This is a genomic window from Paenibacillus sp. Y301 (genome assembly GCF_059445505.1).
This window is the reverse complement of record NZ_JCAIUL010000017.1, coordinates 62,612-75,843: the sequence shown is the minus strand read 5'-3', so window position 1 is coordinate 75,843 and position 13,232 is coordinate 62,612. Positions and strand designations below refer to the sequence as shown.

General features: G+C 38.1%; 14 protein-coding genes and 3 pseudogenes. 1 reads left to right on the top strand and 16 read right to left on the bottom strand.

All coding sequences use genetic code 11. The features are described 5' to 3' along the window. Positions 1–21: 21 nt before the first annotated feature. Positions 22–1,127: pseudogene (locus AC1D69_RS21880) on the top strand (RNA-guided endonuclease InsQ/TnpB family protein). A gap of 194 nt (positions 1,128–1,321) precedes the next feature. Here the strand turns inward: AC1D69_RS21880 and AC1D69_RS21875 are convergent. The 16 genes and pseudogenes from AC1D69_RS21875 to AC1D69_RS21800 all read right to left on the bottom strand — a co-directional run bounded on the left by AC1D69_RS21875 (position 1,322) and on the right by AC1D69_RS21800 (position 13,198). Further along, positions 1,322–2,047 carry an alpha/beta fold hydrolase gene (locus tag AC1D69_RS21875; RefSeq protein ID WP_495458244.1) on the bottom strand — a complete coding sequence of 242 codons (726 nt, stop codon included), beginning with the start codon at positions 2,045–2,047 and terminating at the stop codon, positions 1,322–1,324. A gap of 152 nt (positions 2,048–2,199) precedes the next feature. Next, the gene (locus AC1D69_RS21870) at positions 2,200–2,673 is read right to left on the bottom strand and encodes a DUF5680 domain-containing protein (protein ID WP_495458243.1); all 474 of its coding nucleotides are present in this window, start codon (positions 2,671–2,673) and stop codon (positions 2,200–2,202) included. A 128-nt stretch (positions 2,674–2,801) separates the two neighbouring features. Continuing rightward, positions 2,802–3,110: pseudogene (locus AC1D69_RS21865) on the bottom strand (VOC family protein); the annotation flags it as partial. A gap of 389 nt (positions 3,111–3,499) precedes the next feature. After that, positions 3,500–4,516: a phosphotransferase enzyme family protein gene (locus AC1D69_RS21860; RefSeq protein WP_495458242.1), complete on the bottom strand. Its 1,017-nt coding sequence runs from the start codon at positions 4,514–4,516 to the stop codon at positions 3,500–3,502. 195 nt (positions 4,517–4,711) lie between these two features. After that, on the bottom strand, positions 4,712–5,104 hold the full coding sequence (locus AC1D69_RS21855) for a VOC family protein (protein WP_495458270.1): 393 nt from the start codon (positions 5,102–5,104) through the stop codon (positions 4,712–4,714). Between the two features lie 463 nt (positions 5,105–5,567). After that, positions 5,568–5,960: a nucleotidyltransferase family protein gene (locus tag AC1D69_RS21850; RefSeq protein ID WP_495458241.1), complete on the bottom strand. Its 393-nt coding sequence runs from the start codon at positions 5,958–5,960 to the stop codon at positions 5,568–5,570. Continuing rightward, positions 5,905–6,390 (bottom strand): class I SAM-dependent methyltransferase, encoded by a 486-nt coding sequence (locus tag AC1D69_RS21845; RefSeq protein ID WP_495458240.1) that lies wholly within the window; start codon positions 6,388–6,390, stop codon positions 5,905–5,907. Before AC1D69_RS21845 ends, AC1D69_RS21850 begins: the two co-directional genes overlap by 56 nt. A gap of 220 nt (positions 6,391–6,610) precedes the next feature. Next, a complete protein-coding gene (locus AC1D69_RS21840) occupies positions 6,611–8,689 on the bottom strand; it encodes a serine hydrolase domain-containing protein (RefSeq protein WP_495458239.1) in 2,079 nt (692 codons plus the stop codon). Between the two features lie 132 nt (positions 8,690–8,821). After that, complete coding sequence (locus AC1D69_RS21835) at positions 8,822–9,148, bottom strand: YobA family protein (protein WP_495458238.1); 327 nt, start codon at positions 9,146–9,148, stop codon at positions 8,822–8,824. 7 nt (positions 9,149–9,155) lie between these two features. Next, a pseudogene (locus AC1D69_RS21830) lies at positions 9,156–9,582 on the bottom strand (VOC family protein). 167 nt (positions 9,583–9,749) lie between these two features. Then, on the bottom strand, positions 9,750–10,199 hold the full coding sequence (locus AC1D69_RS21825) for a hypothetical protein (protein ID WP_495458237.1): 450 nt from the start codon (positions 10,197–10,199) through the stop codon (positions 9,750–9,752). Between the two features lie 54 nt (positions 10,200–10,253). Then, positions 10,254–10,559, bottom strand: coding sequence for a hypothetical protein (locus tag AC1D69_RS21820; RefSeq protein ID WP_495458236.1), 306 nt, complete (start codon positions 10,557–10,559; stop codon positions 10,254–10,256). Positions 10,560–10,710: 151 nt separating this feature from the next. Next, positions 10,711–11,196 carry an NUDIX domain-containing protein gene (locus AC1D69_RS21815; RefSeq protein WP_495458235.1) on the bottom strand — a complete coding sequence of 162 codons (486 nt, stop codon included), beginning with the start codon at positions 11,194–11,196 and terminating at the stop codon, positions 10,711–10,713. Positions 11,197–11,324: 128 nt separating this feature from the next. After that, complete coding sequence (locus AC1D69_RS21810; RefSeq protein ID WP_495458234.1) at positions 11,325–11,849, bottom strand: hypothetical protein; 525 nt, start codon at positions 11,847–11,849, stop codon at positions 11,325–11,327. Between the two features lie 164 nt (positions 11,850–12,013). Further along, entirely contained in the window at positions 12,014–12,622 is a 609-nt protein-coding gene (locus tag AC1D69_RS21805; RefSeq protein WP_495458233.1) for a GNAT family N-acetyltransferase, read from the bottom strand. A gap of 84 nt (positions 12,623–12,706) precedes the next feature. Then, positions 12,707–13,198: a P-loop nucleotide/nucleoside kinase family protein gene (locus AC1D69_RS21800; RefSeq protein WP_495458269.1), complete on the bottom strand. Its 492-nt coding sequence runs from the start codon at positions 13,196–13,198 to the stop codon at positions 12,707–12,709. Positions 13,199–13,232: the final 34 nt, after the last annotated feature.

Below are 13,232 nucleotides of genomic sequence, written 5' to 3'. Positions count from 1 at the left end.
TTAGTGAAGGGGGTGAGCATGGTGAAAACCACCATTACAGCAAAGATAAAGATTAACCCTACAGAGGTTCAAATATAGTTGAAACACTGTCTGTGTATAAGAAAGGATGTAATTTTGTTTCAGAAATTGTATTTGATACTAAGAATCTCAATCAAGCTTCTTTGCATAAGGTTACATATGAGACCCTTCGTACTCAATATGGATTGCGTTCGCAAATGGCACAATCTGTATTGAAAACTGTAATTGCTAGATACAAGACCAACAAGAGTAATGGTCATGAGTGGACAATTGTCACTTTCAAGAAGCCTGAATATGATCTCGTTTGGAATAGAGATTATTCTCTATCCAAAGATACTTTTTCTTTGAATACACTTGAAGGAAGAGTAAAAGTTCCCTATGAGGCAAAAGGTATGGAACAATACTTCGATACTGAGTGGTCTTTCGGAACAGCTAAACTCATTGGCAAGTATGGGAAATGGTTTTTGCATATTCCTATGACCAAAGAAGTAGAAGATGTTTCGGATAATGATATCGAACAGGTTGTTGGTGTTGACTTAGGTATAAACTTTGTCGCTACAACTTACGATTCTCAAGATAATACCTTGTTTTTCAATGGAAGACCAATCAAACATAAACGTGCAAAATACAAACATCTCAGAAAACAACTGCAACAACTCGGAACTGCCTCCTCACGCAGAAAGATAAAACGAATTGGACAACGAGAATCCCGTTGGATGACTGATGTAAATCATCAGATCAGTAAGGCACTCGTTGATCACTATGGATCAAATACGTTATTTGTTATGGAAGACTTATCAGGTATTCTCAATACAACTGAAAAAGTTAGAGTTAAAGATCGTTATGTGTTCGTATCTTGGTCTTTCTTTCAGTTCCGTCAAATGCTTGAATATAAATCTGTTATGTCTGGCTCGAAAGTTATTGCAGTTGATCCAAAATACACTTCGCAGACATGTCCGAAATGTGGTCATACAGAGAAGGCAAATCGAGACAAGAAGAATCATGTTTTTTGTTGCAAAACGTGCCAATACACATCTAATGATGATCGTGTAGGAGCAATGAATCTTCAACGAAAAGGAATTGAGTACATCGTTGAAGTAACTACATAAGCATGTCTTTTGTAGTTGGGTAGTTGTCAACCTGCCCTGATGTAACGCCATACTAAGGAAGGAGATTCGCAAGAATCGTTCGCACTTCTGGGCAGTTACAAGCTCGTGATTTTAGTCATGAGTTGTTGACATCGTCCCGTCCCCTTAATTGTTAAGCCTATTATATTTAACGTTAATATTGGGAAATTGTTTGTTTATTCAGCAGCAATAGGATTTGAACTTATAAAATCAAGAATGGAGTCATTGACATACACTGGATTTTCTCTGACCATATGCGGGCTATGACTACACCCCTCTATCATTAGATATCGAGAACCTTTAACTAACGAACTCAAGTATTTAATTTTCTCTTCACCACCAAACGGATCGTTTTCACCAGTAATGAATAAAGAACCACATCTAATACTAGCTAACTGTTCCTTCGACAGTTGAGGATAAAGTCGCCAGTCCTTAGCTGACTCTCGCATAAAAGTTTGCCAATCCCCAGAATGTGCCTCTTCGTGTCGTTCAATCATTTGATCTATCAAACCTACCTTTCCCTTTTCAATAAGCCATTCAGGTTCAAATTCTTCAGCTCCAGAAGGATCAACAAAACCGCTTGTCCCTATTGTTGTTAAAGTAGCAACTCGTTCAGGATCTCTAACTGCACAATACAAACCAACATTCGCTCCTAAACTATATCCGACTAAGTGTGCCTTTGAAATATTAAGAGCATTCATAAAATGAATAATATCCTCAGCAAGTTGAGGTGTACTCCATTCAAGTTTTTCACATGTCGTTTTTCCATGGCCTCTAAAATCCGGAAAATAACAAGTATACTTTTTTTGAAAATCAAGTAATTGACCCGCAAAAGCTAATATTCCTCTTGAATAACTGCTATGTAAAAAAATAATGGGTTCACCGACTCCCATCCTTTTCATAAAACATACACAAATCCCCGAGTTGGATAGTGGTCATTATTTACCTCCATATTAAAATATGATAACGTTGCGCTAAATTCATATAACCTTCAGAGGTTCACAACAAGACCTAACTACTACTCAAGTGAGGTTCTATGATGATAGCTATCCTGTTATTCAATTCTTCCTCCGTTATATCTAAGTTCATAGATTATTACTCCATTCTTACTAATACTTTCATATCCGTAAAAGTTGTTTGATTCTTCTATACATTCATTCAAATAAGTATATTCTTCATCATTCCAAGTACTAGGACCTCTATATGAGTTATGATTATCAACTACATTCAATGCCTTTCTCAGAATTCTATATGTATTTGATATTTCATCATTTGTATAATTTATACCTTTCATTCCTCCTGAATAAACCATTGACCATATTGGCTTATTCTTATATTCAACGATCTCTTGCCCTACAAAAAAGGACATTCCAAAATAGACATCTCTATAAAAGTAATCTCCTGATTTATATTCTAGTTGCTTTGATCCATTAAATTGCGGAGTAACGGATGCCTCATCTCCTTGAGATGCATATGTTGCCTTCTTTGCTTCTACTAAAAACTCTTGGAATAGTTCAATAAAATCCATAATATTTTCATTCCTTTCATATTGTCTTCGTCGTTTATCATATTTCTGTCTGATTTCCTTTAAATGTTACGCTTAATATTTAAGTGGATTAGCTAATTCGAATATTGCCTATCTTCCTCTTGCTCTTACTATATCCATACCTTCATTCGTTCCTCTAAGTTTGATGTATGTAATTCAAGTTGAGTTCCATCTGGATCCAAGAAATTGATTGATCACCCTGTACCACGCTTAATTACTTCCCTTACTATTTTTACATGATTATCTTGAAGTAATTTTACTACTTCATCGAAATGCTCTTCTGAAATATAAAATGCAACATGATCTACTCCTGCTTGTTTCTCTGCATGCTCGCTATAACTATCTCGTTCAATTAAACAAATCCATGCACTTCCCCACTCTAAATATGCATCCTTGTTCCCTCTGTGCCTCATATTTAGTCAGGACTTCCGTTTACGGGCAGGCCATCCATAACCGCAATACTCAACACCAAAAGAATCCACCATTGATTCCATTGGTTCCTGATCGCACGACGTTGTCGTTTATGCTGTTAAGCGAAATACTACTTGGTTCTGTCTGAAGCACATGTAGTACAACACCATTATCAGCAGGTATTTGAAGGTACTTAAATCCTTCTGAAATACTACCGTCAAAGATTGTTTCAAATTGATGGCTGTATCATTGGGTGAAACTCGGGATGAAGAGCAGGAGACAAGCAGAGCAATCACCAAACTAAAAGTAATAACTGAAAATATCTTCTTAATTCCGTCCACCTCACCTTCTTTTAAAGCATACTTATCTTTCTAACTTTCAAAATCAATTAATATTCCTAGCTTAAGGAGACCTCATTAAGTGGCTGAAACATGAACGGTACCCCATTTATGTAGGCTCTCAATATCGCTTGCGCATAGGGTTGCTCTTCGATCAGACCTTCTGTCTCGATCGCTATCTCAGCATGGAAGCTGTATGCCTCGATGATCGCCATAATAAAGAAGCTCTCCAATATTGGTATAGAATTTTCATCTATTTTTCTGATCTGCTCATACCCCTCTATGAAAATCTCTCTCTGGAGAGGAAGTAACCCCATGATTGACTGGGCCATGTCATAAAGATGATAGCCAAAACCACACCTACCGAAATCGATGGCATACGGTTCGTCGTCTCGGAATACGACATTACCATTGTGTAAGTCTGCATGGATCATCCCATAATTACTTCCAGTTGGTTCCAAAATTTCGAGGTGATTTTCCACTTTATCTGCAGCCGTGGTGTATAAATTAAAGGATTCATCTGAAATGAAATGCCGGTAATGCCTCTGCAAATGCTCCCAGTCCCGTTGAAAGCTCTCTCTACCCCAAGAAGGGCGTGTAAAGCCTTTGTATGGACAAAAATCTGAGCTTGCCTCGTGAAGTTGCGCCATCAGTGCACCCATTTTTCGGATGCTCTCAACTGTAAGTGCCCTTTTATCCACGTGTTCACCTTCGATCCATTTCAACAAGGTCGCATAATATAGTTGCCCGTCTCTTGTAGCAGTATCTGTGACGAAAGCCCCTCTTCGGTTCAGCACGGCTTCGGACACGATAATACCCTTATACCTAAGAGTCGCCAACCATTCCAGTTCGGATACGGTTTCCTCCCGCGACTTACTCTCCGGGTGAATGCGGAGCAAAAACTTTTCCCCGTCGCTGCTCTCTATGCGGAAGGTAACATGCTCTGATAATTGAATGAAATGGATGGAGCTCCAGTCCACATCATATTCATTCAAAACGTTAAGAGCTGATTGTTTGGTTTGCATCAACGTAAGACTACGATTTATATCGCTGTCGATTCGAAAGCAGTTGTTCATTAGTAAATCCCCTTTTTTTACGTACTCGTTATTATGTCAATCCATTCACCGCTATTTAATAAGACGCTTTTCACTCCAGAGAGTTCCAAAAACGTTCAGTGGTTCAAGACGAACCCTACCTACTACTCAGGTGGGGTTCTGCGATGGTGTATATGCCTCATCATTTGTTATAATCTAAATCCAATCTTGCTCTTACTAAATCCATACCTTCATTCTTTCCTCTAGGTTTGATGTATGTAATTCAAGTTGAGTTCCATCTGGATCCAAAAAGTTAATTGACCATCCAGTACCACGCTTAATTGCTTCCCTTACTATTTTTACATGGTTATCTTGAAGTAATTTTACTGCTTCATCGAAATGCTCTTCTGGAATATAAAATGCGACATGATCTACTCCTGCTTGTTTCTCTGCATGCTCACTATAACTATCTCGTTCAATCAAACAAATCCATGCACTTCCCCACTCTAAATATGCATCCTTGTTCCCTCTGTGCCTCATGTTTAGTCCAAGAATACCTGTATAAAAGTTTATTGATATCTCTAGATTTCTAACGTTTATTGTTACGTGATTAAATCCTTGAACATTTATTTTAATTTCCTCTCTGTGTTAACTTCTTCAAGACTTCCACGATAGAATAAAGAGTAATTTAAGTCCTTTTATTATCACACCTGCTTTCTAGCGCTTTTTTTATTGTTATTATCTTTTGAATTTGATGCCTTATAAATAATAATCCAACATAATCCTAAACCTATTATTAAACTTACGTATTCAATATATTTGTTATTATCTTCTGTCAAAAAAACGAGATTTCCAATAATAATTAAACCTAAATTTTCCTTAACATTCTTATTATTTCTTCGGAAAATACGATAAAAAGTGATAGAATATATAATAATAATCAATAACATTGTTATTACGGAAACTGAATTATACATTAAATACCTCCACTGAATTTCTGATATTATCTCGCTGGATGTGTCCACGCAAACTCTCTTCTACTAAACTTATCTTGGTGACCAAGAAAGCGTAGTAGCCGTGTGGTAATGTACTATTAGGTGATGTTTAGGAGCTTCTCGGGTACCCTCTCACAACTCATCTTGATTCCAAATCGATGTTGGTACCATTCATGCACTCTGGCTTGATTCTTTATATCAACCTTTAATATTATCTTTGAAAAAAGCTCATGTCCTCTAACAATCACTTCATTCTCCGCCTCAAAGCTTATGTCTCTATTATTAAAGTAAATAAGATCTATATCGCTGATGCCATAGTTTGTCGGACGATTCGTAAGCTCATTCCATACTGATTGAACCATACAACCTGCACCAATATAATAAGTATCTATCGTTTGTGCATCCTCAAGTTCTAACGGTATATGTTGCTTGAAGTTACTGTTTCGGTTTTGCCCGAATAAGATGAACCATATTAAGCCAGTAGCTTTCAACTTTATCGATTTTGATCCCTGACTCTTCGATCATTCCAAGAATGTCTCTTGTATGGTGGCATCCATAAACACGATGTAAAAGGGGGTTAAGAGCTTTTTGGATAGCTGAAGCCATAAGGTTAGAACTGATCCCATGCTCCATGAAAAGGATATTCCCATCTGTTTTGCACCATCGGTTGATTTTATCCAACACCATTAGTGGATTGTTGTAACTGCAAAATGATAGTGTTGAAACAATAGTATCGAACGATTGATCGGAAAAGTTCATTTCTTCAATATCAGAACAAACAAAATCTACATTACGGTGATAGTGTTTTGCTGCTCCTTGTGCTTTCTCAATCATTGCCTTACTAAAGTCAGCAGCCGTTATATGTATATCCGTAGGATAGAATGGAAAATTAGCACCTGTTCCTACTGCAAGTTCAAGCACCTCACCCTTAGCATGACTTAAAAGATTCTGACGCCAACGTTTTTGTTTCGGATCTTCTCTTGTTTTGTCATATTGGGATGCTTGCTATCAAAAATACGGATTAGCTTCTGTTTCTCCATCCATCTCCCACTTTCTGATCTGTGATATAGTTCAAAATAAAACGGTCTGTCCGCTAACCGGACAGACCGTTCAAGCTTCGAATAGCCAGTCTCGCTTCGGATTACTCCATCAGTTTGGCCACGATCTGATTTATTGGATTCGTGAATAGAGCATACAGAATAGCTGCATTTTCTTGCTTGCTTAGCGCTTCTCTTGATTTGAAATCAACAGCACCCTTAGCATCAACCTTAATCTCAGGTCCGTATAGATCCAGGGCCACTGCCATTTTCACTGCCGGAATCGCCCATTTGTCCGTATTGCCTGCCAGCTTCACTTCAGCGAACAGCTCATCTGGGTATTGCGCGCTAAGCAGTCTCCATATCATCACCGCCGCTTCCTGGCGAGAGATTACTCGATCAGGCCTGAACTCTCCACCTGCAGTTCCCTGAACCATCCCGAGTTCCACTGCCATTTGTACAAAAGCAGCATCTGGATGACCCTGCAGATCCGGGAATGCCAGCTTCTCTGTCTTACTGCCCTTCAGCCCGCTACTCTCAAGCATCAACCGAACATACTCGGCACGTGTAATTCCTGATTCAGGCTGGAAGCTCAATGTTGCATCATTAGGAAGATAGCCCAGCGACTGCAACATCATAACCGGTGTCGCATAAGGATGTTTAGCAGTAACATCGGCATATCCAACGCCAACTGCTCCCTTTTGCTCGTAGCTATAAGGGTTGAGATACGGTTCTTTAAGATAGGTTCCTTGTCCATCCGCACCTATTTCAAAGCCAGTGAATTTATTGGTCAGCTCATCAACGAACAGATTATCGTCCACCTGCTGTAGTTGGCGGCTTCCCAGGAAAGCATCGTTTATATTAAGCGCACCCTCATTTACGGTGACGGTAGAGACCAGGCTCTTAAGACGAAGATCCGCATAGTAACCAGTGAATGCGTTCAATGCTTCAGCACTCAGTGGCTGAAAAGCATCAAGTTTTGCAGGATCCGCATATTGTGGGAAGAATTCTTGAATAAATGCGGGGTAGAACAACTCCCGAAGCACACTTTGCTGATTATAACCAATGAAGACCCCGGTGTTCTGCTCCGGAATTAGGAACATATAAGTGCTGAAGGCAATTAAGTCGCCTGCCTTGGTAATAATTTTGGAGCTACTGCCCGCGCCAGGAAGTTGAATCGGCGCCTCGAAGCCATATGTCGTATTTGGTAGCAACGGGTGGATCGAGGAGCGATATTCTTCCATGGCCTTTACTGAACCTTTAGTCAGAATACGGTTGTTACCCGCAACTCCTCCGTCTAAGAAAGCAATCATGAACTTGCCGATATCATCGGCAGTGGACAACATGCCCCCATGAGGCATTACTGTTGGTGTTACCGTAAACAGGTCAAGTGCCTTACCTGAGGCATCATAGCCTGTAGCGAGATCTTCTTTCAGCTCACCTTCCAGCAGGAAGCCGCTTTTATCCATATTCAGCGGTGCAAATACATGCTTCTCCATATAATCCTCATAGGCTTCACCACTGACCTTCTCGACCACTAGACCAAGCAGTAACGAAGCAAAGTTGTCGTACATGTAAGTAGTACCCGGTTTGCGGACCACCGGTGGCATATTCTCTTTCACATAATCCTCAATCGATACCTTTTTATCGAAATCATCATGGATATCTTCAGACTGGGGATCCTGAATCCGGAACCCTGTTGTGTGGGTCAGTAACTGTTCCACCGTAACTGGAGTACCGAAGGGATTATCGAAATTCAGCGATCCTGTGTAAGTCTGGAAATCCGCTTTCAAGTCGATCTTGCCCTGCTCCACCAACTGCATAGCCGCAGCAGCGGTAAAGGTTTTGGATACTGATGCCATCCGGAAGACGGTCTCGTCGGGGTCCACAACTGTTTTATCATCCTTGTTTGCATAACCGAAGCCTTTTTCGATCACAGTCTTGCCATCCTTGACCACAATGACAGCTGCACCAGCAAGTTGTGCCTTCACTTCTTCCGAACTGAAGAATTGCTTGAGAAATGTTTCTGCATTCTCTGGGGTCAGCGGCTTCGCTTGCGTAGGTGTTGCCACGGGAGCAACTGCTGCTTGCACCGTAGAGGCCATCATACATAGAATCAGGGCGCTTGCAAGAACAGTTCTTGTCCAAAAGGTCGATCTCGTACGGAATATTGACAAAATCATTCACTTCACTCCATTTCAATAAGATATAAGGATAATTGGTATTACGATACTATGATGGATAAAGATTCAAAATCATTTATTTATGTGTCATTCCTACAACACTCGCGCCCACATTTGAAATACCCCCATATGTTATTCCTTGATTATCTTTATTTCTTTGGCTTCAGCTTGTGAGGGGTTTGATGTGTCGATTCCACCCTTAATTTTATAATGTATTTTTTGACCTTGTTTCATATTTCTTGTATTGGTGCTTAACCATATTGCTTCTCCGACATATTCATCCATAATATCCTTCCAAGTCTTGTTCATATATTTCTTCTCAACCACTAAAATACGTTTTTCTGCTACTTCTAAAATATATCCTTCACCTTCATTTGAAGACCTGTTGTTTGCAGACCATTCTTCGGAACCACAACCAGCGAGTAATATCATCATAGTTAAGATAATAATTCTCTTCATTATTAGGTCACTCCCCTTCGAGCTCCCACTGTGGGTTCCAAACTATCTCCCACAAATGTCCATCTGGATCTTGGAAATATCCCGAATATCCTCCCCAGAATGTGTCATGTGCTGGTACTGTTATCGTAGCGCCAGCTCTTTTTGCCTGATCCATAATCAATTCAACTTCATTTTTATTACCTACATTATGACCGATCGTAAATTCTGTAGGGCTTTGATCAGTTAATTTAAGATGGCGTATCGTGTGCAATGTCTTTTCGGTTCCAAATCGCAAGTCTTAAACCTGGTTGTAAGTCAAAAAAGGCAACAGCTCCATGCTCGAATTCCTTGCCAACTATACCTTCCGTGTTGAATCCTAATCCTTCTTGATAAAATTTCAGAGATTTGTCTAAATCATCTACTCCTAATGTTATAACTGTAATCCTTGGTCTCATAAGAATACCTCCATCTCATTTTGCATTGTTTTTCTCAAATATGTGTTGAATGTGTCAGATGACTCTGCTTCAGAAGAAACACCTCAGACCAAAGTGTAATTTGTCTTGGACGGAGGTGTTAAAACGTTGTTGTATGTAGTAGACTTCTTCTTCCGATTTATAAGCTTTTACTCAAAAACAAACTTCACCCGTTGATCTCCATTCCACCTCTCTTTTATCTGATCATAGTAAACATCGATATTATTATGAATTATATCTTTATAAGTGCTAGCTAATTGGGGATAGTTACTAGCAATAAATCGTCCTAGAGTAGGCCTAGTATTTTTTCCTAATCTGACCTTATCTAAAAATACGGGTATGTCCTGATCTAGTGCATGAATCATTAAATCTACGTCTGTTATACCGGGTAAAATCGGAGTAATAAAAGCCAAAACCTTAATTCCCATGCTATGCAACTGATTTGCTGTTTGTATATTGCTCATGATCGTATAATCATCAATCTTCTTCAACTGGTGCAAGTTAGATAATCCTAAAAGTAGAGTGAATTTGTTTCCCATAGATTTAACCACATCGATATCTCTAAATATTAGTTTTGACCCGGCTTTAGTTGTTACCATACACTTCACGTTTAACTTACTTAATTCGATTAGACATTTCCTAGTTAATTGATATTATCGTTCAATTTCCATATAAGGACCACACTTACTTCCCAAATATACGATATCTTCTTTGTTCCAGTGAATTAATTCTTCAGATAAAATATCTGAAATATTGAGTTTAACTTTTAAGTCGTTATTCCAATTTTCATCTTCTAGCTGGAAACAATAGGGGCAACCGATCGTACATCCATCATAAGGGTCAATAATTGGTAACGTTCCACCATCAGGGGGATATTCATATGTCATTGCACGACTAACACGTATTTCTTTAAGCATGTGTACCATCTCCATTCGTACATTTATAAGGTGATGGTACATGAATCCCAGAAAAAAATATAGACTTATAATATCCTCTCTGTTATCATATTGAATTAGGTCTTGAAAAAAATATTCATACAAACTCTGCGATCTTAATGTTCTCAGCGTTCGTATGAATATTTTTTTGATTACTCTGTTAATCAGCTTTAATTTACATCTCAATTATTTCGTTTTTCCTATGTATTTCATAGTTGTACCATGATGTACTCTCGTCTATATTATGATTCATGATGATTTCATACAGTAGCTTATGCACTTCACCATATCTCATATTCTCTGGAAACGTTTCTACTAACTTCACTTCCTCAATTTCATATCCTTCTGGTAAATCTCCCAACACAACTATCTCAGAGTAATACAATTGCCCATATCTTATCATTCCGTCCAATACCATTGAGTAGTTTGTAATGGGTGTTATCCGAAATACTCGTGCCCCAGACTCTTCATATAATTCTCGTGCCGCTGTATACCGTAGAACTTCATTCTTGTCCCGATGCCCCCCCTGTACTTCCCACGTCGTCTTACATCCTTGCCTACTAATAATCCAATGATCTAAATATCTAGAAAATATTACAGCAAAGCTTATATGCTCATCAGCAATGCTATCTAATCCATGATTTCTTATTCCATTTTCCATATAATCAACTCCTGAATTGCTTCTTTGAAAGATGTTCTGGAGATCAAAAACCGATTGGTCCACAGCACGAGTTTGCTGATGCCCTTACTCTTTTAAAATCACATCAATTATCCTGGACTATTGAAATACTATAAATCTCTTGAATAATGGACAAGGAAATATGATTTTAGTAATCGTGTATCTGAGTGTTTTTCATGCACTAATTCCATTATTTCTTTCCAATATATTTTAATTTCTTTATAATCTGCACTTATTAATTCTTGTTCATTAGTATTATTTTTAATAATTTCTAAAATTTCTTCTAGTTCTATACATGCCTGCTTCAACACTGTGTAATCTTTTTCTGTTTTAATAATATCGTTCAAATTAATTTGAATGCTCTTATAAAATTGTGAAATTTCACCTACCGAGTCATATTCATTTTTATCTCCTATAGTAAGATTCCAGTGGTTAGCCGCAATTGATGCTGTCTCTGCAGCAACCCTCATATCAGACACTATTTCATTAAGCCAATCCCTTACGTCTTCTTCATTTATAGTACCATTTCTTATTTTTTCATTTACTAAAAGTATCGAGTCATAAGATTGAAAAATTCCGTATAAATAGAATCTATTAACTAATTGAGAGTATGAAGTTGTTTCTGCTTGCTTCATCGTCGTATATTTAGTGAAAGTAATGATATTTGTTATTAGTAATGTTAATAAGACTAGAATACTTATCATTTTATATATTTTTGTCAATTACTACTCACCTTCTTATTGGTATCGTATGACTAGTGCAGAATTGAAGCCCTCACATGTATTATTACTAAGCTCCCTTATACCTTTGGTAAAAAATCATCTAGATAATTACTATTTAGATCATTCGATAATAACTCCATATATAATTCGTCATAATAGTGACCATTTACGAAGTAACACTTACTCCTTCTCCCAAACAATTGAAAGCCAGCTTTTTCATAACATTTTCTAGCAGAGTGGTTGAAATCAAATAATCTTAGCATGATATTATTCAAGTTCATGACCTTAAATCCATATTCAGTAAGCAATTGAATTGCTTCTGTTCCATATCCCTTATTTCTATTACTATGATCGCCCAGGAATACACCTAGTTCCGCTGTACGATGAATGTGATTGATTGAGAATAGGGAGCAATTCCCGAGTAACTCTTCAGTTTCCTTTGAAATAATAGCGTAGTTATTACCTTCCCGGGCCATGTCTTCAAGAAAAGTCTTTTCTCGAGATAAGCTATATGCTTCCGTTGCTGTGGAACCAATCCTTATTGACATGGATAAATCGTTAATCCATTTTGTATATACTTCTGCATCATCGGGGTCTATTGGCGATAAATAAAGGTTAGGTCCTTCAATTTTCCTATAATACTTCAAAAATAAATCCCTCTCTATCCTTTTAAATTGTTGAAACATATTACTGCAAACTCACTAAGTGTCGTGGATTCACGACAGAAACCCGCCTTTCACATACTATCAAAAGGTGGGTTTCTGTGTTGGTTAATATTCTTCTATAATAATTTCTCCTTCATCCGAAGGTACTTCAAATCCATTGATAAATGATGATAATATTTCTTCTGTTATTGTAAATGCAGCATTAGCGTCGAATCGCTGACTTCGAATGCGAAGTCGTTCACGCAAATCATTAGGATGAACTTTTAAATAGATCAGTTTCCACTGTCCTCCACCATCTTCGATGAGGGTTTTATATTCATTTCGTCTCTTCCGTTGCCAGAAACTAAAATCAATAACCACATTGCGCTTTTCATTCAAAAGATTTACAAGTTCACTACGCAGCTTCGACTCAGCTTCAACTTTAAGTTGCTCATACATTTCAATGGGATAATCGATTCCGTAACGCCCATGTGTCGCCCATATTTCTTCATCAATGGAGAGACGTACAAAGTCCATCTGCTGCTCTAATCGTTGAGCAAATGTTGTTTTTCCTGATCCAGCTACACCACACATCATGACTACTAATGGAATGTTCATATCTGTTTGGTAGATAAGATCATTTACATTTAGA